Here is a 24,618-nt window from a genome sequence, read left to right as displayed (position 1 = left end):
CCCCGTGGCTTCCCGCCCGGGGGCGGGCTGTAAGCTCGGGAACATGCAGGACACCGAGCCCCGGGGGCGCCGTGGACCGTCCAGGCTGGTTGTTCCCAGCCGCAGCGACGTGCTGCTCCGGAACTTCACCGAGCTGGTGGGCGGGCCGTTGGGGCGCAGATCGGAGCCGGGAGTGGTGTCCCCCGGACCGTTCACCGTGGATCGTGTGCTCATTTTGCTGACCCTCGCTGCAGCCCTCCTGGGAGTCCTCGCCAAGGGGTACTGCCGGGCGTACGGATGGGAATCCCCCACCCAGTTCTACGCCACCTGCTATTCCGACCTTCCCGAGCTGTTCCGCAACCGGGGCCTTGCCGATGGCGCCTTCCCCATCGTCAGCAGCCCCTTCGAGTACCCGGTTGTGGTGGGCCTTGTTGCGGGTGTGACCGCACTGTTGGTCCCGGGCCAGGGTATTTCCGACGCCCGGGTGCTGGCTTTCTTCGATATCAACGCCGTCCTGCTTGCCGTGGCGGCCATGATTGCCGTCCTTGCTACAGCCCGGATTTCCGCCCGCCGTCCGTGGGATGCGGCCATGGTGGCCGTGGCACCTGGTCTGGTCCTGGCGGGCACCATCAACTGGGACCTCTGGGCTGTCTGCCTGCTGGCCGTCGGCATGTATTTCTTTGCTGCCCGGCGTCCCGTCGCTGCCGGAATCCTTACCGGACTGGCGGTAGCAGCCAACGCCTATGCCCTCTTGTTCCCGGCGGCCGTCCTCCTGTTGGCCGTACGTACCGGTAAATTCCGGCCGCTGCTGGCCACAACATCAGCCGCGGCGGTCAGCTGGGCAGCAGTCAACCTGCCGTTCGCCGCAGCAAATCCCGGCGGCTGGGCCTACTACTTCCAGTTCAACGCCAGCCGGGACGCAGGATATGGTTCGCCGTGGTTCGCCTACAACCTTGTGGCGGCAAAGCTTCAACGGCCCGTCATCAGCCCGGCAGCCATTGACATGCTGTCCATCGGGTTTTTCGCCCTGGCGTGTGTCCTGGTTGCCGTTGTTGCCCTGTCCGCTCCGCGCCGGCCACGCCTGGCGCAGCTGGCGTTCCTGCTGGTGGCCGCCTTCGTCCTGACGGGGAAGGCCTATTCACCCCAGTTCGTGCTCTGGCTCATTCCGCTGCTTGCGCTGGCCCGTCCGAAGTGGCGGGATTTCCTGGTGTGGCAGGGAATCGAGGGCCTGCACTGGGCCGCGGTGTGGATGTACCTTGGGCAGGTGACCAGCGCGGGCTCCTCCCAGCACAACCTCGACATGCCCTACTACGTGCTGGCGGTGGCAGCGCACATGGTCGCCGTGACCTACCTGATGGCCCGGGTCACCTGGGACATCTACGACCCCCGCTACGACCCCATCCGCCGGCACAACCTTGATGATCCGCACGGCGGCCCCTTCAGTAACGCGTCCGACCGGCTCCGCCTGGATTTCCGCCGGACGTCAGGGTCGCTGTTGCACCGGAAGGAATCCACCCATGCCTGATGTCAACGTTGTCGGTGCAGGACCCAACGGACTTGCGGCGGCGGCCATCATGGCGCGCGCCGGCCTGTCCGTGGAAGTCTTCGAGGCAGCCGGGTCAATCGGCGGCGGTACCCGCACCACCGAACTCATGCAGCCGGGCCACTTCCACGACGTCTGTTCAGCGGTCCACCCGATGGCACTGGCCTCCCCCTTCTTCCGGGCCTTCGAGCTCGCACGCCGGGTGGACCTGGTCACGCCTGAACTCTCCTTCGCTTCACCGCTGGACGGCGGCCGGGCCGCCCTGGCCTACCGGTCACTGGACAGGACGGCCTTTGAACTGGGGAAGGACGGCGCTGCATACCGGCACCTCATGGCACCGCTGGTGGCCCGGACCGCGGACATCATGGATTTCACCCAGGACCAGTTGCTGCGGATCCCCAGGAATCCGTTGGCCGCCGGGATATTCGGGGCGCGGACCGCAGAGCAGGGATCTTTCCTGTGGAACCTCAGGTTCCGCGAAGACAAGGCCCCGGCGCTCCTGAGTGGAGTGGCCGCCCATGCCATCTCCCACCAGCCCTCACTGGCCGCCTCCGGCGCAGGCCTGATGCTGGGAGCCTTGGGCCACGCGGGCGGCTGGCCAATTCCGGTGGGCGGGTCCGCAGCCATCGCGGCGGCCCTGGCACAGGACATCCGGGACCACGGCGGGCTCATCCACACGGACTTTCCGGTGGACCGGCTCACCGACCTTCCCCCCGCGCGGGCATCCCTGCTGAACGTTTCCCCACGCGGATTCGCCGGCATGGCCGGCGGTGCGCTGCCGCATCGCTACCGCTCATCGCTGGAGTCCTTCCGCTACGGAAACGGCTCCTGCAAGGTGGACTTCATCCTGTCCGGTCCGGTTCCATGGCAGGCCGCCGGGCTGGCTGACGCGGGAACCGTACACGTGGGCGGGACCCGCGAGGAACTGGCGCGCTCGGAAAATGCGGTAACCGCGGGCAGGCACCCGGACCGCCCGTATGTCCTTGTGGCACAGCCCTCACGCTTTGACGCCACCCGTGCCCCCGCAGGACGGCACACGCTGTGGACGTACTGCCACGTTCCTGCCGGGTCCACCAAGGACATGACAGAGGCCGTGACAGCACAGCTGGAACGGTTCGCTCCCGGATTCCGCGACCTGATCGTGGACTCCAACACCGTCACCGCGGCGGAACTCTCCCGCTATAACCGGAACTATATTGGCGGGGATTTCAGCGTGGGGACCATGGACCTCAGGGGCCTCATCCAGCGGCCGGTGGTGTCACCCGTGCCGTGGCGGACCCCGTTGCCCGGCGTATACCTTTGCTCCTCGGCCACGCCTCCCGGCCCCGGAGTTACCGGGATGCCCGGGATGCACGCCGCCACGTATGCCCTCAAGGACATGTTCGGCATGGGGCTCCCGGCCCTCGGCCTTGGCCTCCCGTAAGACCGGCGGAGTCCTGCCGTCCGGCCGGCCCGGTGGTGCCGTGGCGTGGGAAAAGCCCATCCAACTCGGTGGATAATGGCGCCATGGGGAAATCAACAAAACTTTCACTTGCCGTAGCTGCGCTTATTCTCGGAACGTCGCTGGTGGCATGCGACGACGGACGGGGCGGCGCGGAAGCCGCAGCCCGGCAGCTGGCATCAGCCGTTTCCGGACTCGACGTTGGCGGCGTGGCCTTTGACGGCAAAGACGCTGCAGCAGCAAACGAGCAGCTGAAGAATGTTTTCGCATCCCTGGACCCGGCCAAGCCCACCGTCGAGGCGGGGGAAATCACTGTGGACGGCGAGAACGCCTCAGCGCCGTTGACCTACAGCTGGAAGATCGCCGACAGCGACTGGAAGTACACCACGTCCGCTGCCTTCCGGAAGTCCGGGGACAAGTGGCTGACGGTCTGGAACCCCGCCAGCCTGGCGCCGGACCTCAACGATTCGGAGATCCTCACCAAAGGCACACGGTCGCCCCAGCGCGCCGACATCCTGGGAGCCGGAGACGTCCCGCTGGTCACCTACCGGCCCGTGGTGAACGTGGGGATCGACAAGCCGCAACTGGGGGCCGCAGATCCGGCCGATTCCGCGGCGAAACTGGCGGCCCTTGTGGGAGTGGACCCGGCCGGCTACACCCAGCAGGTCAAGGCCTCGGGCGCGGAAGCATTCGTCCCCGCCATCACCCTGCGCGAAGAAGGCCGCACCGTCACCAACGAACAGATTGCGGCCATCCCCGGTGCCCGCGCGATTCCGGATTCGGTGCCGCTCGCGCCCAACAGGACCTTCGCCCGCGCCGTGCTCGGGTCCGTCGGCCAGGCCACGGCCGAACAGATCGAAGCCTCGGAAGGCAAGCTGACCGCCGGAGATGCGACCGGCGTCGGCGGCCTGCAGCAGCAGTACGACGAGCAGCTCAGGGGAACTGACGCCGTCGTGATCCGCGCCCAGCGCGCTGACCTGACCCGTGAACAGATCCAGTCCGCGGCCACTGACCCGCGCCGGGTCCTCTTCGAAATCGCGCCCCAGCCGGGCACTCCGCTTAAGACCACCCTGGATCCCCGCCTGCAGACCCTGGCCGAAACCACCCTCCAGGACGTGAAGCCGGCCTCGGCGATCGTGGCACTCCGTCCATCCAGCGGTGCCGTCCTTGCCGCAGCTTCCGGCCCCGGCAGCAACGGCTACAACACGGCCATGCTGGGGCAGTACGCACCCGGTTCGACGTTCAAGATGGTTGATTCGCTGGCCATGTTCCGCAACGGGCTGACGCCGGATTCGAAGGTGCAGTGCACCCCCACGCTGAATGTGGACGGGCGCACGTTCAAGAATGCCGAGGGCTACCCGGAAGGCTCGCTCGGCTCGGTGACCCTGCGGGACGCATTCGCGCATTCCTGCAACACGGCGTTCATCGCCGCCCGGGATTCCGTGTCCCAGGGCCAGCTTGAGGCAGCGGCGATGGCCATGGGACTGGCCGTCGAGGCGCCGTCCCTGGGTGCCGACGCCTTCCTGGGTTCGGTCCCCGCCGAGGCCGCCGGAACGGAGCACGCCGCTTCCATGATCGGCCAGGGCAAGGTGTTGCTTTCCCCGCTGGCCGCCGCGATGATGGCCGGCGCAGTGGCCAAGGGTGCGCCGGTTTCGCCCCAGCTTGTCCTGAACCCCGACGGCGGTGCTGCCGCCGCCGGGACCGCCAGCGGATCCGCTGCGCCGTCCGCGCAACCCTCCGCGACGGCAAGTGCCGAAGCCCCGTCGACGGCGTCGGACAAACCGATCACCGCTGCGGAGGCAGCCTCCCTCGCTGACATGATGCGCGCCGTGGTGACATCCGGCCACGCCGGGTTCCTGTCCAGCGTTCCCGGCCAACCTGTGGGAGCCAAAACCGGAACCGCGGAATTCGGCAACGAAAACCCGCCCAAGACCCACGCCTGGATCGTGGCCGTCCACGGCGACCTGGCCGTGGCAGTCTTCGTGGAGGACGGCGGCCTCGGCGCCACCACCTCGGGCCCGCTGCTGAAGGCTTTCCTCACCGCCGCCGGGTAGGGCCCTTGCCCTGATATCCGGACCTGCGGGCCGCCGGGCCAGCAGGTCCGGAAAAGAAGCCGGGGGACCTGGGCGTGGGATGATGGAACCCGTGGCTCATATTGACGTTTCCGGCATCGACTACTTCCTCTCCGACGGCACCCAGCTGCTGAACGGGGTGACCTTCAAGGTTCCGGACGGCACCAAGACAGCCCTGATCGGACCGAACGGCACGGGAAAAACCACACTGTTCCGGATCATCGCCGGCGATCTGGTCCCCGATGAGGGAGTTGTGGGCCGCTCCGGGACCATGGGCATCATGCGCCAGTTCGTGGGCCAGGTCCGCGATGACTCAACCGTCCGGGACCTGCTGGTCTCCGCAGCTCCCCCTGCCCTCGCCGCGGCCGCCCGCGAGGTGGACGAGGCGGAGCTGGCCATGATGGAGGACGATGACGAGCCCGCCCAGATGCGGTACGCCCAGGCCATCGTTGACTGGGGCGACGCCGGCGGATACGACGTGGAGACCGTGTGGGACGAGGTGTGTATGGCCGCGCTGGGCCTGCCGTTCGACCGCGCGCAGCACCGCCCGGCGTCGAGCCTGTCCGGCGGCGAACAAAAGCGCCTGGTCCTTGAAGCCCTGTTTGCCGGCCCCGATGACCTGCTGCTGCTCGACGAACCGGACAACTACCTTGACGTGCCCGGCAAGCGCTGGCTTGAAGACAAGCTCAATGAATCCCGGAAGACCGTCTTCTTCATCAGCCACGACCGGGAACTGCTGAACAATGCTGCCGGGCGCATCGTCACCCTGGAACCGGGAATCAACGGTGCAGCGGCCTGGATCCACGGCGGCGGGTTCGGCTCCTACGTTGACGCCCGTGCAGACCGGAATGCCCGCTTCGAGGAGTTGCGCAAGCGCTGGGACGAGGAGCACGTGAAGCTCAAGGAACTCGTCAACATGTACAAAAACAAGGCGGCCTTCCGCTCGGACATGGCCAACCGGTACCACGCAGCCCAGACCCGACTGGCCAAGTTCCTTGAGGCGGGCCCGCCCGAGGCCCTGCCGGTTGAACAGAACGTCCAGATGAGGCTCAAAGGCGGCAGGACAGCCAAGCGCGCCATCGTGGCCGAGCGGCTGGAGCTCACCGGGCTGATGAAGCCGTTCTCCACCGAGGTGTGGTTCGGTGACCGTGTGGGGGTCCTGGGCTCCAACGGGTCCGGCAAATCCCACTTTCTGCGGCTTCTCGCTACGGGCGGCACCGACCCCGAGCGCGAGCATGTACCCGTATCCGACGTAGAGATCGCGGAGGTCCCGCACGAAGGGACCGTGAAACTGGGCGCGCGGATCCGGCCCGGCTTCTTCGCCCAGACCCACGTCCGTCCGGACCTCCTGGGCAAGACGTTGCTGGAGATCCTGCACCGGGGAGACGAACACAGGTCCGGCCTTGGCCGTGAAGCGGCGGCGGGCGCCCTGGACGGGTACGGCCTGGCCGGCCAGTCGGAGCAGAAATACGAATCGCTCTCCGGCGGGCAGCAGGCACGGTTCCAGATCCTGCTCCTGCAGCTGTCCGGCGCCACGCTGCTCCTGCTCGATGAGCCCACGGACAACCTGGACCTGCACTCAGCCGAGGCACTGGAACGGGCCATCGACCACTTTGAAGGCACCGTCCTTGCCGTAACGCACGACCGCTGGTTCGCGCGGACCTTCGACCGGTTCCTGGTCTTCGGTTCTGACGGCAAGGTTTATGAATCCGCGGAGCCGGTGTGGGATGAAAAGCGCGTTGAACGTGCACGCTGAACCCCTGCCGGAGCCAACACCAGTCAGGCGTAACAGCGCACAGTCACACCCGAGCCGACTCCGCAGGAATCCAGTGGAAGCAGTGAACGCATGAACACCAATACAGGCGCGGCCCGCGAGGCCGGAGTGACGGCTGCCGCCGCGGCCACCTTCGTGGTTTTCGGCATCAACGGACTCGTCTTTGCCAGCTGGGCGGCCCGTATCCCGGCCGTAACGGAAATCCTGCAGATCACGTCGGGCCAGATGGGAACCCTGCTCCTGTGCACCGCAGTGGGCTCCCTGCTGGCCCTGCCCACGGCCGGCCTGGTGGTGGGGCGGATCGGAACGGCCAACACCGTCCGCTTCGGCGGCGTTCTGGCAGCGGCGGCCGGCGTGGGCATCGCCGTGTCCCTCTCCGCCGCATCCATTCCGGGAACTGCCATTTCCCTGTTCTTCTTCGGGATTGCCATCGGCCTCTGGGATGTCTCGCAGAACATTGAGGGCGCCGACGTCGAACACCGGCTCCGGCGCACCATCATGCCCCAGTTCCACGCGGCCTTCAGCGGCGGAGCCTTCGTGGGGGCGCTGGTGGGTGCCGGGCTGTCCAACCTCGGTGTGGGGCTGCCGCTCCACCTGCTGGTCATCGCAGGCGTGGTGCTGCTGGCAACACTGGTTGCGCCGCGCTACTTCCTTCCCCACGTGGCGGCCGTCCTTCCCGAGGGCGAAACCAAACCGGCCAAGGGTCCTTCCGCCTGGCGGGACAGCAGGACACTGCTCATCGGCGTGGTGGTGCTCGGTGCCACCCTCACCGAGGGAGCGGGCAACGACTGGATTGCCAAGGCCTCCGTGGATGGGCTGGGAACTGCTGATTCAACCGGCGCGCTGATGTTCGCGCTCTTTGTCCTGGCCATGACGGCGATGCGGTTCCTGGGCGGCCGCGTCATCGACGCGTACGGCAGGGTTGCGGTGCTGCGTGCCAGCATGGCCGCGGCGGCTGCGGGCCTGGGTCTGTTTGTCCTCGCGGGCAACGTCTGGATAGCAGCAGTGGGCGCAGCCCTCTGGGGAGTCGGTGCGGCGCTGGCCTTCCCCATGGGCATGTCCGCCGCAGCTGACGATCCTGCCCGGGCAGCGGCACGGGTCAGCGTTGTATCCACCTTAGGGTATATATCTTTCCTCGCGGGCCCTCCCCTGCTGGGATACCTCGGCGACGTGGTGGGTATCCACCAGGCCCTGCTGGCCATCATGGCGCCCATCCTCCTCGCCCTGCTCCTGGCCGGAGCTGCGCGGCCCCTGAAGACCGACTAGGAGCGGCCTGAGCGAAGGCGGCGGTAGGGTGTGGGGATGCAGAGCACATGGCGGGGCAGCCACCGATGGATCAGCCGGATGGACAGGTACCTTGTCCGGCATGTATCAAACCTGCCGGGGGGCAACCACGACGACTTCTTCCGCCGCCTCTCCGCTTCCGCCAACAACGGGAAACTCTGGATTGCGATCGCCGCCGGCATGGCAGCATTTCCCGGGAAGACCCGCCGGGCCGCAGTCCACGGCCTCCTGGCCCAGGCCGTCGCCTCCGCCGTCACCAACGGCATCTTCAAAACCCTCCTGCCCCGGACACGGCCGCTGCCGGAACATCTTCCCGTGTTCCGCTTCGTGCATCCGCAACCCACCAGCTCCTCTATGCCCTCCGGTCACTCCGCTTCCGCCGTGGCCTTTGCTGTTGGTGTGGGCTTGGTGCGGCCCGCCATCGGGGCCGCCGTTGCCCCCGCTGCGGCCGGGGTAGCGTACTCCCGGGTCCATACAGGGGCCCACTGGCCTTCGGACGTCCTGTTCGGCTCTGCCCTGGGGGCGGGTGCCGCCCTGGTCACCCGCCACTGGTGGCCTGTGCGGCCACCCATCCCCAAAACCCAGCGCACTGCGGCCTCCGCCCCGGAACTGCCCGGCGGCAAGGGACTCAGCATTGTGGTCAACGCCCTGGGTGGATCATTCACCGACGAAACGGCCGACGCCCTTCGGGAAGTATTCCCTGATGCGCATATCGTGACCGTTCGTCCCGAGGACGGCCTGGTGGAGCAGATCAGTGCTACGGCGGATACTCCCGGAACCAAAGCCCTGGGTGTGTGGGGCGGAGACGGTACGGTGGGGGCAGCGGCTGCTGCCGCCATCGAGCGTTCACTGCCTTTGCTGGTGCTTCCCGGCGGCACCCTCAACCACTTTGCCCGGGATGCCGGGATCGGGAATCTGCAGCAGGCGGTGGCGGCGGCGTCCAACGGCGAGGCGGCCTTGGCGGACGTCGGGTTTGTCACCGCAGAGCGCGGGCTCGCCGGAGCGCCGGAAGTGTCCGAGCTGATCATGCTGAACACCTCAAGCATCGGCCTCTACCCCAACCTGGTGCGGCGGCGCGAACAGTTGCAGCCGGCCCTCGGAAAGCCGCTCGCGGGAGTGGTGGCCATGTTCCGGACCTTCGCCGCCGGAACGCCCATCACGCTCAACGTGGACGGAATCCCGCACAGGGTCTGGATAGCGTACGTGGGCCGGGGCCGTTACTACCCCAGGGACCATGCGCCGCTGCTACGGCCCGTGCTGGACGACGGCGTGCTGGATTTCAGGATCTTCTCGGCGGATGAATCCTTCGCTCGGTTGAGGCTTCTGTGGGCAGTCCTGACCGGCACCGTGGCGAGCTCAAGGATCACCCACCTCCGTGAGGCAACCGATGTCACTATCCACGCCGACGGCGCGCCGATGGCCCTGGCAGTGGACGGCGAGGCACTGGCCGGGGTACGCAAGGTGCACTACCGGGTGGTGCCCAGGGCCCTGGTCTACTACTCACCGCAGGCTTAAGGCCCGTGGCGGCGCACCCGCGTGTGGGCCGCCGGCACCATACCGAAAACCTGATGCCCCGGTGCGGTCATCCGTCGGGAGTACCCTGATTCACCCCTGAATCATCCCTGAGACCGGCGAAAAGCCCGGCAGGCGTCGGTAGCGTAGGGGTACCACCTCCCAAATGCATTCCGCAGCCCAGCGCTGCCGATCAAAGGAACACTCCATGATTGAGGCAACAGACCTGGCCAAGGCCTACGGCGGAAAGACCGCCGTGGCCGGGGTCAGTTTCACAGTCCGGGCCGGACAGGTTACGGGCTTCCTGGGACCCAACGGCGCCGGGAAGTCCACCACCATGCGCATGATCATGGGACTGGACCGGCCGACGTCGGGCTCCGTCACGGTGAACGGACTGCCCTACGCCCAGCACAAGGCACCGCTGCACGAGGTAGGCGCCCTGCTCGATGCCAAGGCAGTACACACCAGCCGCAGCGCCTACAACCACCTGCTGGCCATGGCCGCGACGCACGGTATCCCCAAGGCCCGGGTCCACGAGGTCATTGAGATGACCGGCCTGGAGGCTGTGGCCAAGAAGAAGGCCGGCGGCTTCTCGCTGGGCATGGGACAGCGGCTGGGCATCGCCGCCGCCCTCTTGGGGGACCCGCAAACACTGATCCTCGACGAGCCGGTCAACGGCCTGGACCCCGAAGGCGTGCTGTGGGTACGCAACCTGGTCCGCTACCTGGCGAACCAGGGCAAGACCGTGTTCCTGTCCTCGCACCTGATGAGCGAAATGGCCCAGACCGCGGACCACCTCATTGTCATTGGGCGCGGCAGGATCATCGCCGATGCCCCCGTGAAGGACATCATTGCCGGGACCCGCCAGGCCAAGACCCTGGTCCGCACCGACAATGCCCTGCAGCTGCAGTCGTTGCTGGCAGGAAACGGCGTGACGGTGGACCAGAGCGAGCCTGAAACCCTGACTGTCACCGGCCTGGATCCGCGGCAGATCGCCCGGGTGGCCCTGGACAACAGCGTGCTGGTCTACGAACTCACACCCCAGGTCTCCTCCCTGGAGGACGCCTACTTCGACCTCACCAAGGACGAAGTGGAATACCACTCGCACCTGGCAGGCGGCCCTGCGGGCAGCCAGCCGCAGGCAGCCCCGGCGACGGCAGGAAAGTAAGGACCATGAGCACGCATACCCAAACCCCTGCCGTACCCGCCCGTTCCTCCGCAGGTTCGCACGGCGTCACCTTCGGCGGCGTCCTGCGCTCCGAGTGGATCAAGCTCTGGTCCCTGCTGTCCACCCGAATCCTGCTGCTGTTGACGCTGGTTGCGATCGTCGGCGTCGGCGCCCTATCGGTCCTGATCCGCTACACCTATGTAGACGAAATCTCCCGCAATGCGAGGGAACAGGGCCAGCCCATGACCCCGGAAATGCTGGAGAAGTCCTTTCCGCCCGGATCCGGATTCGACCTGTACAACCTGCCCAACGCCGGCCTTCAGATCGGTATCCTCATCCTGGGCTCGCTGGCGGTGCTGTTCATGTCCTCCGAGTACGCCACCGGTATGATCCGCTCCACCATGAACGCCGTCCCGCGCCGCACCCCGGCCTTCGCGGCCAAGGCCATCATCCTGGCCGTGATCTCCTACGTCATGACCACCGTCGCCGGTGCTGCGACCTTCCTGATCGCCATGCCGGTGTTCCAAGGCGTCGGGTTCGACCTTGACTGGTCCACAGAGGGTGTCCTTTACAGCGTCTTCACCGGCGGCCTCTATGTGGCGGGTGTGGCCCTGATCGGTCTGTCCCTGGGGACCCTGCTGCGGAACTCGGCCGGTGGAATCACGGTGCTGGTGGGCATTTTCTTCGTCCTTTCCATCGCCGCCAGTTTCCTGACGCTCATCCCGGGTGACTTCTGGAAGTACGTGCCGCAGTACATTCCCAATGAGGTGGGTGGCCGGTTCCTCTCCATTGGCCACACGGACGGCGTGATTGACCCCTGGCAGGGCGGCCTGCTGTTCCTCGGTTACGTGCTGCTGTTCCTGGTACCTGCAGTGATCGTGCTCAAGAATCGCGACGTCTGACCCTGCGGACAGCATGAACGAAGCATCAACGGCGAAGGACGCGCTGGTCGCCGGCAACTGGCAGGCCGCCGCGTCCTTTGCCGAGCTTAACGAGAGGCGCCGGGGCAGGTTCCGGCGCTACCTCTACGAACACCCTCGCGTCATGGACGCCGTGGTGGCGCTCAGCTACATCCTGCTCGTGGCGCCTACCGCAGTGGATGCGCTGATCTCCGGCAAGTGGCTGGCAGCCACGCTGCTGGGGGCTGTGGCCGGAGCGCTGTTCCTGCGGCGCTTCCACCCGGTGGGGCTGGTGGCCTTCGTGGCGGTCATGGAAGTCGCCGTGACGCTGCTGCACCCCTGGGGGTCCAACGTCTCCACGGGCCTGTGGTTCTCGCTGTATTCCGTGGCGGTGGTGCACACCCGGCGGTTCGCGCTCATCACCATGGCGGCAGCCACGGCACCGCTCGCGCTTCTCTACCTTCTGGCCGCCGTGGGGCCCATGGAGAACTCCTTCGTCCAGGACCAGGGCGCCAACCCGGCGGACTTCCACCTGCTCACCAGCATCGCCACCGGTGCCACCATCGCACTGTCCAACGTCATCGCCACGGGCATCGGCATCGGGGTCAAGCAGCGACGTGAACATGAGCAGCAGGTTGCTGCGTGGGCCGCACGGACGGCCCGGCTTGCGTCCGTCAACGAACGCAACCGGATCGCCCGGGAAATGCACGACGTGGTGGCCCACTCGCTGACGGTGATGATCAGCCTCTCGGACGGCGCCGGCGTCGTGGTCCGGAAAAGCCCCGAACGGGCCGGCGAGGTGCTGGGCGAACTGTCCCGGACGGGGCGGACAGCGCTGGCGGACATGCGCCGGGTGCTGGGCGTGCTGCGCGACGACGCCGGAACGGCCGCCCCGAGGACTCCGCTGGCGGCGGGGCAGAGCCTGGCGAAGCTGCTGGAGGGTTTCCGCACCGCCGGGTTGCCGCTGCATTATTCGTATACCGGCCCGGCCCTGCCCAAGGATGCCGCGTTCCAGCTCACCGTGTACCGGATCGTGCAGGAATCGCTCACCAACGTGCTCCGCTACGGGCGGTCCCTGGGACGGGTGGACGTGGACATCGCCCGCCAGGGCGCCACGGTGACCATAGACGTGCACGACGACGGCGCAGGCGGGAGTGCCCACCGCACCGATGACGGAGGTGCCCAGGCCGATGCACCGGCGGGCGCGGGCCTGCCGTTCGGGACCGGACAAGGGCTCGCCGGCATGGCCGAGAGGGCCCGGATCTACTCCGGAACCGTGACCGCCGGGCCGGGCGGGCGCGGCTGGCACGTCCACGCCGTGCTGACCTGCCCGGCCGAGGAACGCCCCGAACCGATCACCGCACCCCCGAACTCCAAGGCAAGGCATGACTGAAGACGCACCGATCACCGTCCTGCTGGTGGATGACCAGCCCCTCCTGCGGATGGGATTCCGCCTGATCCTGGAGGGCGAGGACGACCTGCACATCGTGGGTGAAGCCTCCGACGGCGCCGAAGCCGTGAAGCTCGTCCGGAACCTTACCCCGGACGTGGTGCTTATGGACGTCCGGATGCCCGTGCTGGACGGCATCGAAGCCACCCGGGCCATTACTGCCGAAGGGTCCCCGGCCCGCATCATCATCCTCACCACCTTTGACGTGGACGAGTACGCGTTCGCCGGGCTGCAGGCAGGGGCGTCCGCGTTCCTGCTCAAGGACGTGGCGCCGTCGGAACTCATCCAGGCCGTGCGCGTGGTGGCCAGCGGGGACGCAGTGGTGGCGCCGAGGGTCACCCAGCGCCTGCTGGAAACGTACGTCCGCGGTGCGGCAGCCCCGGCCCCCGCCGCGCAGGCTCCGGACCCCCTGCTGGGGGACCTGACGCCGCGGGAGACCGAGATGCTCGAGGCCATGGCGGAGGGGCTGTCCAACGCCGAGATCGCGCACCGGTACTTCCTGTCCGAGGCCACGGTGAAAACGCATGTGCGCCGGATCCTCACCAAGCTGCACCTCAGGGACCGGGTGCAGGCGGTGGTGTACGCGTACGAGACTGGGCTGGTGGTGCCCAGCAATCCGGACTACTGACAGCCGGTTCACAGGAAGGCCCTATGCAGGACATAGGGCCAGGCCCTTTGATGGACTCATGACTTCACTTCCGCCGCATGAATCCGGTCCCGGGGAACAGCAGCCCCACCCGAACCACGACAGGGGGCTGGAGTTCGACCTGTCCACGATGCTGAGCCGGCGGTCGCTGGGACTGTTCCTTGGCGCCGGCGGTGCCGCGGCTGCCCTGGCCGCCTGCACGCCGGGAGGTTCCTCGACGGCCGGCCAGCCGTCGTCGTCCGCTGCCACCGCCGCAGCAAGCGCGTCCGCGTCCCCGTCCGCGGCGAACTCCGCCAGTGCCACTCCTTCTCCCACGCTGACCCGCGCCATCGCCGAATGCGGGGTGGAGATCCCGCAGGAAACGGCGGGACCGTTCCCCGGGGACGGTTCCAACGGCCCCAACGTTCTGGAAGCGTCCGGCGTGGTCCGCAAAGACATCACGTCCAGCTTCGGCTCGGCCTCTGCCACCGCGGAAGGTGTCCCGCTGACATTTACGCTGACCCTGCTGGACAACGCCAACGGCTGCACCCCCATGGCCGGCGCCGCCGTGTACGTGTGGCACTGCGACCGGGACGGAAAATACTCCATGTACGACTCGAGCCTCAGCAACGAGAACTACCTCCGCGGAGTCCAGGAAGCGGATTCGAACGGCCAGGTCACTTTCACGTCCATCTTCCCCGGCGCGTACTCCGGCCGGTGGCCGCACATCCATTTCGAGGTGTTCGAGTCGATGAACAACGCGACGGCGGCGGGCCAGGTGCTGGCGGTTTCGCAGATCGCGCTCACCCAGGCGGCCTGCGACGACGTCTATGCCACGGCCGGGTACGAACGCAGCGTCACCAACATGTTGCGCACCACCCTGCAGTCGGACAACGTGTTTGGTGACGACGGCGGCATCTACCAGCTGGCCACGATGGCCGGATCCGCCGCGGAGGGGTACACGGCGGGGCTCAACGTCACCATCTAGACTCGGGAGCATGCCTAACCAATCCCCTGCCACAGACCACATCCAGGACCTTGGCGCTTTCGTCAGCGCATCGCCGTCGAGCTTCCACGCGGCCCACGAGGCCGGACGGCGGCTGGCGGACGCGGGATTCACCCGGCTTGACGAGCTGGAGCCGTGGGACGGCGGGGCCGGCAGGTTCTTCATCATCCGGGACGGGGCGCTGATCGCCTGGGTGGTTCCGGAGAACGCCGGTCCCACCACCGGGTTCCACATCCTGGGCGCCCACACGGACTCGCCGTCCTTCAAGCTCAAGCCCAAACCCACTACCGGTGCCTACGGCTGGCTCCAGGCCGGGGTGGAAGTCTACGGCGGCCCGCTGCTGAACTCCTGGCTGGACCGGGAACTGCGGCTGGCCGGCCGGCTGGTGATGCTGGACGGCACCGAGCACCTGGCCGCCACTGGGCCGCTGCTGCGGTTCCCCCAGCTGGCCATCCACCTGGACCGTGCCGTCAACGACGGGCTGACGCTCGACAAGCAGCGGCACATGAACCCGGTGTGGGGGCTGGGTAACCCGGCGGACTTCGACGTCCTGCGGGTACTGGCCTCCTCCGTGGAAGGCGCGTCCGTTGATCCGGCCCGCATTGGAGGTTACGACGTCGTCATCGCGGACACGCAGGCACCCGCGGTTTTCGGGGGGTCGGGTGAGTTCTTCGCTTCCGGGCGGTTGGACAACCTTTCCTCCACGCACGCCGGGCTCGCGGCGCTGATAGCGCACGCTTCGTCCGGGTCCGCCGACGCTGCTGCTCCGATTGCTGTGCTGGCCGCCTTCGACCACGAGGAGATCGGCTCCAACTCGCGCTCCGGCGCCTGCGGCCCCATCCTCGAGGACGTGCTGGTGCGGATCTCCGACGGCCTCGGCGCTTCGGTGAGCCAGCGGCGGCAGGCCCTGGCGGCGTCGTTCTGTGTTTCCGCCGATGCCGGCCACGCTGTCCACCCGAACTACGCCGAGCGGCACGACCCCGCCAACCACCCCGTCCTCAACGGCGGGCCGCTGCTGAAGATCAACGCGAACCAGCGCTACGCTACGGACGCCCCCGGGGCAGCGCTGTGGGCCCGGCTGTGCGGTGAAGCGGGCGTGCCCTACCAGGAGTTCGTGTCCAACAACGCGATCCCGTGCGGCTCCACCATCGGCCCCCTGACTGCTACGCGGCTGGGAATCCGGACCGTTGATGTGGGTGTCGCGCTGCTGTCCATGCACTCCGCCCGCGAGCTGTGCGGCGTGGAGGATCCTTGGCGGCTGGCGGCTGTGGCTGAGCTGTTCTTCGGGACGGCTTCCTAACTGCCCATCGGGGGTGCCCACATTGTTCCGTGCGGGTACCCACAGCTGGGCCCCGGTCAGCTGGCAGGGGAAAGGCCCCGCCCCTACGGTGGTGCCATACGGGAGCCCCAAGGGTAGGCGGTCCACGGTTCCGGGCCGCTTCAGGGGACCAAACGGTCCCACCCAACGGTCACCCGTCCTAACTGACTGCCGCGACGGGGTGCCGGCTTCTGCCGGCAGGGCCGGAGACGGGGAGTGCAGACCCCGGTTCCGGTTGCTTTCCCTGGTCGTGCCGCGACCTTGGAGCCATGAGATGACGTCTGCACCTGGAGTACTTCCCCGGCGTACCACTCGCCTTTGGGTACCGGCCCTGGTCCTTGCCCTGATCGCGTCGATGTTCCCCATCGCCGTGGACCCCTCCTGGCTCCCACCCGCACGGGCGGCCGGCCCCTGTGACGCGCCCGTTGTGAGCAAGGTGGCGTGCGAGAACACGCAGCCAGGGAGTCCGCCGTCCGAGTGGCAGGTGGCCGGGGCGGGCAACACCACCATCCAGGGTTATGCGACGTCCATGAGCGTCAACATCGGTCAGGCCGTCACGTTCAAGGTCAAGACCACAGCTTCGGCCTATCGCATCGACATCTACCGGCTGGGCTACTACCAGGGACAGGGCGCCCGCAAGGTTGCGGCCAACATCCTTTCCAGCGTGCCGTTGCCACAATCCCAACCCAACTGCCTGACGTTCTCGGCAACCGGCCTGATCGACTGCGGCAACTGGGCCGTGTCTGCGTCCTGGAACATCCCCGCCACGGCTGTTTCCGGGGTCTACATCGCCCGGCTGGTTCGCACTGACAACGGCGGCGCGAGCGTCATCCCGTTCGTTGTCCGGGACGACGCTGCTCATTCGGATGTTCTGTTTCAGACCTCGGATACCACCTGGCAGGCTTACAACTCCTATGGCGGCAACAGCCTTTACACCTGCACCGTTGCATGCCCGGCAGGCAACCCGCTGGCGTACAAAGCGGCTTTTAAGGTTTCGTACAACCGCCCGTTCATAACAGCGGGTGATGCCCAGGGCCAAAACTGGCTCATGTATGCCGAATACCCCATGATCCGGTTCCTTGAGGCAAACGGTTATGACGTCAGCTACTTAAGCGGTCTTGATGCCGCCACCCGTGGTCCCCTGCTCCTGAACCACAAGTCCTTCCTGTCAGTTGGGCATGACGAGTACTGGTCCGCCGAACAGCGCACCAACGTGACAGCTGCCCGTGACGCAGGCGTGAACCTCGCCTTCTTGAGCGGGAACGAGATGTTCTGGAAGACCAGGTGGGAATCCAGTTCAGACGGAAGCAACACGGCGGGGCGGACTTTGGTTTCGTACAAGGACACCCATTTCAACGCACCCACGGATCCCATCTCCTGGACGGGAACTTGGCGCGACCCGCGCTACGGTACTGCCACCGGCGGCGGGAACCCGGAGAATGCCCTGACTGGTCAGTACTTCGTGGTGAACTCGGGCACCACAGACATCGTGGTCCCGGCCGCCTACAAGCAGCTTCGGTTGTGGCGGGGAACGTCCATTCCCAACATGGCTTCAGGAACTTCGGTCACTCTTGGCTCCGGGCTCGGCACCTTGGGCTATGAATGGGATGTTGATGCTGATAACGGATTCCGTCCAGCGGGCACCTTCCGCTTGTCCGAGACCACAAGTAACACCGCAGAGGTTTTCACGGACTACGGCTCGAGCACACAGCAAGGCGGGACAGCCACCCACAACCTGACGCTTTATAAGGCTTCAAGCGGTGCTCTGGTCTTTGGCGCGGGAACCGTCCAATGGACCTGGGGCCTGGATGCCTACACAACAGGGAAACCGGTCGACCGGAACATGCAGCAGGCGACGGTCAACCTGCTTGCAGACATGGGCACCCAGCCCCTGACTCTCATGGCAGGGCTTTCCGCGGCGCAGGCGTCCACGGACGCCACTGCCCCCACGTCGCGCATTACCACGCCTGCCGCCGGTGTCACCGTTGCGGACTCGACTTTGGTTACGGTTTCCGGGACGGCCACCGATAGCGGCGGAGTGGTTGCTGGCGTGGAGGTCTCAACCGACGGCGGCAACACTTGGCGGCGGGCCACGGGAACCAACAATTGGTCATACAGCTGGACTGCCCACGGTAGTCCTACGTCCGTTCTCCGTTCACGGGCCGTGGACGACAGTGGCAACCTGGAAGGGGCCTCTGCCGGGTCCGCCATCAGTGTCTCGTGCCCCTGCTCCATCACGGGGGTGAACAGGGTTCCCGCCATGGCTGACTCCGGCGATACGGCAGCCATCGAAGTGGGAGCCAAGTTCTATTCAGAGGTCGCTGGCACGGTCAACTCCATCCGCTTTTACAAAGCCACTCGAAACACTGGCACACACATTGGGAGCATCTGGAGCAGTTCCGGCCAAAGGCTCGCAACCGCAACGTTCACTAATGAGTCGGCCAGTGGATGGCAGTCCGTTGCCCTGTCGCCTCCCCTGGTGATATCTGCAAATACAACGTATGTCGTTTCATATTTCGCACCTGCGGGACGGTACTCCCAGGACACCGGCTTCTTCTACAACAATCCATCGCCGGCCGGCGCGGTAAACCAGTTGGACAGCGCACCGCTGCATTTCCCCAGAAGTCTTCCGGGATCTCCCAACGGGGTATATCGATACGGGGCATCAAGTTCCTTCCCAAACCAGGTTTACGACGCTGAGTATTACTGGGTTGATCTGTCATTCACACCCTCAGGGGCCGTACAGCCGGCAGTCTCGTCGGTGTCTCCCATCAATAATGCGGCGGACGTAAGTACCGGAATCAAGCCCTCTGCCACGTTCAACCAGACCGTGACAGCGACTTCCGTGGTGTTCAGCGTCAAGAGCTCCGCCGGCGCCAACGTGGCAGGCACAACTACCTACGACCCGGCGACAAACACATCGACTTTCACCCCAGCGGCGTCTTTGGGCTATTCGACCACTTACACAGCAACTGTCAGCGGAGCAACCAATTCCGCAGGACAGACCATGGCGTCCGCCTATACCTGGACTTTCACAACCGGAGCGCCACCGCCGGCACCAGCGGTAGCCACGGTTTCCCCGGCAAACAACGCTTTGGCTGTGCCTGTGGACACGAAACCTAATGCCACCTTCAACCAAGCGGTATCGTCCGGTTCGATCAACTTCGCCCTGAAGGACGCTGGCAACAACTCAGTGACCGGATCCGTTGCCTACGACAGTGCAACCAACACCGCCACATTCGCCCCGGCTGGACTGCTGGCCTACAACACCACGTACTCAGCCACCGTGAGCGGCGCATCCAACGCGGCCGGACAAAGCATGTCGGCACCCTACTCGTGGAGTTTCACCACGGCTGCCGCTCCCGGTGCCTGCCCGTGTTCTGTCTTCAGTCCAGGGGATACTCCGTCTGTTCCTTCCGAAAATGATCCCGGCGCCGTCGAAGTTGGCATGAAGTTCCGGTCTGACGTGGCCGGAACTGTGACAGGTGTCCGGTTTTATAAGGGCGCAGGGAACACAGGCACCCATACAGGACATCTATGGTCCGCCACAGGAACGTTGCTTGGCACGGTGAGCTTCCAAAGCGAATCAGCCGCCGGCTGGCAGCAGGCGAACTTCACAACCCCGGTGTCCATTGCGGCAAACACTACCTACGTGGTGTCCTACTACGCCCCTAATGGGGCCTACTCCGCCGACGTGAGCTTCTTCAACACGTCTCGCGACAAGGCGCCCCTCCACGGCTTGTCCAATGGCGCTGATGGGCCCAATGGCGTGTACCGCTATGGCACATCGGGCTTCCCTAACCAGACATACAATGCGACCAACTACTGGGTGGACGTGGTGTTCAGTTCCGCATCCTCCTCCACCGCGCCGCGTGTTTCGTCAGTGACGCCGGTAAATCTTTCCAACGGTGTGGACGTGAATGTGAAGCCGTCCGCCACCTTCGACCAACAGGTGACTGCCTCATCCGTGACGTTTACGCTGCGGGATGCCGCCAACAGTGCCGTTGCAGGAGCCGTCGCTTACGACCCGGCCACCAACACTGCCAGATTCACACCGGCAGCCGCATTGGCATACAACACTACTTTCACGGCGACCGTCAGCGGCGCTACCAACTCTGCGGGACAAGGAATGGCTGGGCCATTCAGTTGGACGTTCAGCACCAGTGCGGCGCCCCTGCTGCCGGCAGTTACCAGTACCTCACCGGTAACCAATGCCAGTGCAGTGCCCGCCAATACGAAACCCAGTGCAACATTCAACCAGGACGTCACACCCTCCAGTGTGCTGTTCATGCTCAAGGGAGCGTCGAACAATTCAGTCCAAGGATCGATGACCTACGACGCCGCCAGCCGGACTGCAACTTTCACCCCGGCCTCGGCGTTGGCATTCGGAGCCGCCTATACGGCTACAGTCAGCGGAGCCACGAATGCGACTGGCCAGGCCATGACTGCCCCCTACAGTTGGAGCTTTACAACGGAGACTGCACCCGTGGTCTGCCCTTGCAGCATCTTCAGTCCGGCGTCTGTTCCGGGGACGGTTACCGCCCTCGATTCAAATGCAGTTGAGGTTGGGATGAAGTTCCGGGCTGACACAGCGGGAACGGTTACTGGCATCCGCTTCTACAAGGGAAGCTCCAACACGGGGACGCACGTTGGGCACCTTTGGTCCTCAACAGGCAGCTTGATGGCCTCGGTGACTTTTGCCAACGAGTCTGCATCGGGCTGGCAGGAAGCGCTCTTCTCCTCACCAGTGCCCCTGGCCGCGAACACAACCTATGTCGTGTCATATTTCGCTCCAGACGGCTTCTACTCGGCAGACAGCGGGTACTTCAACAATTCGGTGGACAACGCCCCCTTGCACGGCTTGGCCGCGGGCGTTGACGGGCCAAACGGCGTCTACCGCTACGGTGCCTCGGCCTTCCCGAGTGACAGCTACAACAACACCAACTACTGGGTGGATATCGTTTTCGCCGCCTCGTCTTCCGGGACAGCACCGGCGGTCGCAGCCGTGTCACCAGCGAACGCTACCACCGGCGTGTCCGAGCAGGTGCAGCCAACTGCTACTTTCAACCAGTCCGTCACTGCCTCCAGCATTGGCCTTACAGTCAAGAACGCGGCCGGAACGAACGTAGCAGGATCCATAGGATACGACGCCGCTACCAACACGGCTACGTTTGTTCCCCAGGCTGCATTGGCGTATCAAACTACCTATACCGCCACTGTCACTGCTGCTACGAGCACGTCCGGGACCGCAATGGCTTCGCCGTTTTCCTGGTCCTTCACCACTAAGGCGCCACCGGCAGCCTGCCCCTGCAGTGTCTTCAGCCCGGCTGCCGTTCCTACAACGGCAAACACAAATGATCGCAAGGCTACCGAAGTGGGGATGAAGTTCCGTTCGGATGTTGCCGGGATGATCACGGGTGTCCGCTTCTATAAGGGCAGTTCCAACACCGGCACACACATAGGTCATCTTTGGACGGCGAACGGCACATTGCTGGCCACGGCCACCTTCACGAACGAGTCTGCTTCGGGTTGGCAGGAAGCGCTATTTTCCAGCCCCGTGGCCATTCAGGCCAACACGACGTACGTAGTGTCCTACTACGCACCCGCCGGATTCTATTCATCCAGCCGGGACTACTTCAGTAACTCAGGCGTAGACAACGCTCCCCTGCATGCCCTCGCGAACGGAATCGACGGGCCGAACGGAGTCTATGTCTACGGGGCGAGTGCCTTCCCAACAGAGACGTTCCGCAGCACGAATTACTGGGTGGACGTCATCTTCAACCGCTCCTAGTTTGAGCCCGTCCTTCGAAAGGTTGCTCTATGACAATGTCTTCTTCACTTCGCGCACTTGTGCAGCCGGCAGCTTGGTTGGATGGGACGACCTCCCGGCATCCTGCCGGAGACGTCAACGCCAAGTCTGGCGCGCCCCTCCAGCTTTCCGCGGACAACGCTTGGGTCACATTGGGTGGTTCTCCAGTTCGGCTCCTGGATTTTGAGGAGGCAGTCGAACTGATCATGCAGCGATCACGGCCTGGACGTACGCCGCTGGCCGTGGCCTCCGCGAACCTTGACCACCTCCAGCATTTCGGCGCAGGTGCCCGTTGGGCCGGGATCCTTGAACGGCAAGATACGCCCGAATGGCTGTCGTTGCTGGACGGAGCTCCTTTGGTCCGTCACGTACAAGGGATGACGGGTCGAACGTGGCCACGACTCTCGGGCAGTGACCTGATTGGGCCAATATTGGACCGCGCGGAGCTGGCCGGCATCCGGGTGGGCTTCCTGGGCGGATCCGAGGAAGTTCACACACAGGTACGGTCAAGGTTGGCCACGAGCCATCCAAGGCTCGTGATTTCGGGCTTTTGGTCGCCGGCCCGAAGCGAGCTGGCCGACCACGTGGCTTCCTCGTCCCTTGCCACCCGGATCGCTGCCACCGACACAGACATACTGGTTGTGTGCCTGGGAAAGCCGCGTCAGGAACTGTGGATCGCAGAGTACGGATACCAGACTGGAGCCAACGTGATGTTGGCCTTCGGCGCCGCAGTGGATTTCCTGGGGGGACGTGTCCGGCGCGCACCGGCGGTCGCCCAGAACGTAGGCATGGAATGGGCCTGGCGCTTGGCTTTGGAACCTCGGCGCTTGGCCAATCGGTACCTGGTTCAGGGGCCGGAGGCTTATCTCAGGTTGCTGTCAGTCAGTTCCTTTGGCCGAGAAAGCTTTGCGCCTCGACAACAGCCGCAGGATTACGCCAGTAAAGACCTGACTGACGAAGGGTTTTCACCTCTGACGTCGGAAACGGATGTCGCGGTCATCATCGTCACTTACAACAATGAACGGGATATTCCGCTGCTTCTCAAAAGCCTACAAGGGGAGTCACGGGAGCAATCCATCAAAGTCATAGTCGCAGATAACTCCCCGGGTCCCTCCACACTCGCAGCCCTGGAAGGATTTTCAGACGTGCATGCGATTGCGACCGGCGGAAATTTGGGCTATGCCGCTGCCATTAATTTAGCCATGCAGGAAATTGGTGCTGCCCGTTCCTTCCTGGTTCTGAATCCGGATCTACAGGTCGAACCGGGCGCCATACGCGCAATGCGTCATCGGATGGCGATCTCGGGAGCCGGGGTTGTGGTGCCGCTCCTCAAAGACGACAATGGCACTGTTTACCCCTCGCTGCGCCGCGAACCCACCGTGACAAGGGCAATTGGCGACGCGGTCATGGGTAGCAAGCTCTCCGGAAGGCCCGCCTGGCTCTCTGAAATGGACTTCGACAACGAAAGCTATATGCACGCCCATAAAGTGGACTGGGCCACGGGAGCAGCACTCCTCATTCATCGCGACGTTGCACAACTAGTGGGTGATTGGGACGAGGACTATTTTCTCTACTCGGAAGAAACTGACTTCATGCATCGGGTCCGCCAGGCAGGATGGGAGATATGGTTCGAGTCCCAAGCAGTGATGAGCCATTCCAGAGGTGGCTCGGGAACATCACTTGCCTTAAACGCCTTAATGGCGATCAACCGGATCAAGTACATTCGCAAGTTCCACACCCGACCGTACTCGCGAGCATTTCGAAGCGCTGTTATCCTCTCGGCTCTGCTGCGGGTGCCTGTGACCCCTGGAATCGGAGTCCTCGCGGCGGTGCTTCGTGAAGGATCGTGGGGTGAATTGCCTCATGCCGAGATCTATCCTGAAGGGGTACGTGTCCCCGCCGCGATACCGACGGGCACAGTTATCATCCCAGCCCACAACGAGGCCAGCGTGCTCCGACGGACACTGGACGGTCTTGTCCCGGCCATGGTGGGAGGTACGGTGGAAGTCATCGTTGCCTGCAATGGTTGCACCGACGATACTGCATCTATTGCACGATCCTACAAGGACGCCAGGGTGATTGAAGTTGAGGAAGCCTCCAAGACCGCAGCCCTGAATGCCGGAGATCAGGTGGCAACCCGCTGGCCGCGGATGTATCTTGATGCCGACATTGAGCTTCCTTTGGAAGCGTTGTGTGCCACCCTGGAGCTTCTGGGTGAGGGCGGAGCCATTCTTTGCGCTCGTCCGGCCTACCGCTATGACTTTAGCGGTGCTTCGTGGCCCGTCCGGGCGTTCTACAGGGCACGGAACCGTCTTCCGAAGCCAGCTGAATCCATATGGGGAGCGGGCGTGTATGCAATCAGCAGGAAAGGGAAGGCGCGGCTCCCCGAATTCCCCTCGGTAGCTGCCGATGACTGCTTGGTTGACCGGCTCTATAGTGACAAGGAAAAGGCAGTTGTGCAGTGCGCGCCCGCGACGGTTCGAACACCCCGCACAACCGGGAGTCTTTTGAAGACGTTAGGCAGGAACTATCGCAGCAATGTCATCTTGCGCGATGTTCCGGGGTCCCACACTATGCAGACACTCAGGGACTTAGTCGGTTCAGTAAGCGGTCCGAGATCCGCGGTGGAAGCTGGCGTTTACGCTGCTTTTGCCTTGGCAGGCCGGCTTCACGCCCGCCGGTGGGTGGGTCTCGAATCAGCAGCGTGGGAGAGCGACGAGTCAAGCAGGCTGTAAAAG

The 24,618-nt window shown here is 65.0% G+C and carries 14 protein-coding genes; all 14 read left to right on the top strand.

The window, feature by feature from the left end:
• Positions 1-43: 43 nt before the first annotated feature.
• Positions 44-1,504: a glycosyltransferase family 87 protein gene (locus ACHL_RS19665; RefSeq protein ID WP_015939065.1), complete on the top strand. Its 1,461-nt coding sequence runs from the start codon at positions 44-46 to the stop codon at positions 1,502-1,504.
• Entirely contained in the window at positions 1,497-2,945 is a 1,449-nt protein-coding gene (locus tag ACHL_RS19660) for a phytoene desaturase family protein (RefSeq protein ID WP_015939064.1), read from the top strand. Before ACHL_RS19665 ends, ACHL_RS19660 begins: the two co-directional genes overlap by 8 nt.
• Before the next feature lie 83 nt (positions 2,946-3,028).
• Positions 3,029-5,017, top strand: a complete 1,989-nt coding sequence (locus ACHL_RS19655) for a penicillin-binding transpeptidase domain-containing protein (protein WP_015939063.1) — start codon at positions 3,029-3,031, stop codon at positions 5,015-5,017.
• 91 nt (positions 5,018-5,108) lie between these two features.
• Positions 5,109-6,791: an ABC-F family ATP-binding cassette domain-containing protein gene (locus ACHL_RS19650; RefSeq protein WP_043794934.1), complete on the top strand. Its 1,683-nt coding sequence runs from the start codon at positions 5,109-5,111 to the stop codon at positions 6,789-6,791.
• A gap of 90 nt (positions 6,792-6,881) precedes the next feature.
• Positions 6,882-8,075, top strand: coding sequence for an MFS transporter (locus ACHL_RS19645; protein WP_015939061.1), 1,194 nt, complete (start codon positions 6,882-6,884; stop codon positions 8,073-8,075).
• A gap of 36 nt (positions 8,076-8,111) precedes the next feature.
• On the top strand, positions 8,112-9,608 hold the full coding sequence (locus ACHL_RS19640) for a bifunctional phosphatase PAP2/diacylglycerol kinase family protein (RefSeq protein ID WP_015939060.1): 1,497 nt from the start codon (positions 8,112-8,114) through the stop codon (positions 9,606-9,608).
• A 205-nt stretch (positions 9,609-9,813) separates the two neighbouring features.
• Positions 9,814-10,773 (top strand): ABC transporter ATP-binding protein, encoded by a 960-nt coding sequence (locus ACHL_RS19635; protein WP_015939059.1) that lies wholly within the window; start codon positions 9,814-9,816, stop codon positions 10,771-10,773.
• Between the two features lie 5 nt (positions 10,774-10,778).
• The gene (locus tag ACHL_RS19630; protein ID WP_015939058.1) at positions 10,779-11,675 is read left to right on the top strand and encodes an ABC transporter permease; all 897 of its coding nucleotides are present in this window, start codon (positions 10,779-10,781) and stop codon (positions 11,673-11,675) included.
• A gap of 13 nt (positions 11,676-11,688) precedes the next feature.
• The gene (locus tag ACHL_RS19625) at positions 11,689-13,065 is read left to right on the top strand and encodes a sensor histidine kinase (RefSeq protein WP_015939057.1); all 1,377 of its coding nucleotides are present in this window, start codon (positions 11,689-11,691) and stop codon (positions 13,063-13,065) included.
• Complete coding sequence (locus ACHL_RS19620; protein WP_015939056.1) at positions 13,058-13,750, top strand: response regulator; 693 nt, start codon at positions 13,058-13,060, stop codon at positions 13,748-13,750. The genes ACHL_RS19625 and ACHL_RS19620 overlap by 8 nt, the downstream gene beginning before the upstream one ends.
• A gap of 58 nt (positions 13,751-13,808) precedes the next feature.
• Positions 13,809-14,735, top strand: coding sequence for an intradiol ring-cleavage dioxygenase (locus ACHL_RS19615; RefSeq protein ID WP_015939055.1), 927 nt, complete (start codon positions 13,809-13,811; stop codon positions 14,733-14,735).
• Positions 14,736-14,745: 10 nt separating this feature from the next.
• The gene (locus ACHL_RS19610) at positions 14,746-16,053 is read left to right on the top strand and encodes a M18 family aminopeptidase (RefSeq protein WP_015939054.1); all 1,308 of its coding nucleotides are present in this window, start codon (positions 14,746-14,748) and stop codon (positions 16,051-16,053) included.
• A gap of 292 nt (positions 16,054-16,345) precedes the next feature.
• Entirely contained in the window at positions 16,346-21,862 is a 5,517-nt protein-coding gene (locus ACHL_RS19605) for a DUF4082 domain-containing protein (protein WP_015939053.1), read from the top strand.
• A gap of 35 nt (positions 21,863-21,897) precedes the next feature.
• Entirely contained in the window at positions 21,898-24,615 is a 2,718-nt protein-coding gene (locus ACHL_RS23895; RefSeq protein WP_167534780.1) for a WecB/TagA/CpsF family glycosyltransferase, read from the top strand.
• Positions 24,616-24,618 lie beyond the last annotated feature (3 nt).

The organism is Pseudarthrobacter chlorophenolicus A6 (genome assembly GCF_000022025.1).
GTDB lineage: Bacteria > Actinomycetota > Actinomycetes > Actinomycetales > Micrococcaceae > Arthrobacter > Arthrobacter chlorophenolicus.
The sequence above is the reverse complement of the archived record's forward strand: the minus strand, read 5'-3'. Positions and strand labels throughout refer to the sequence as shown.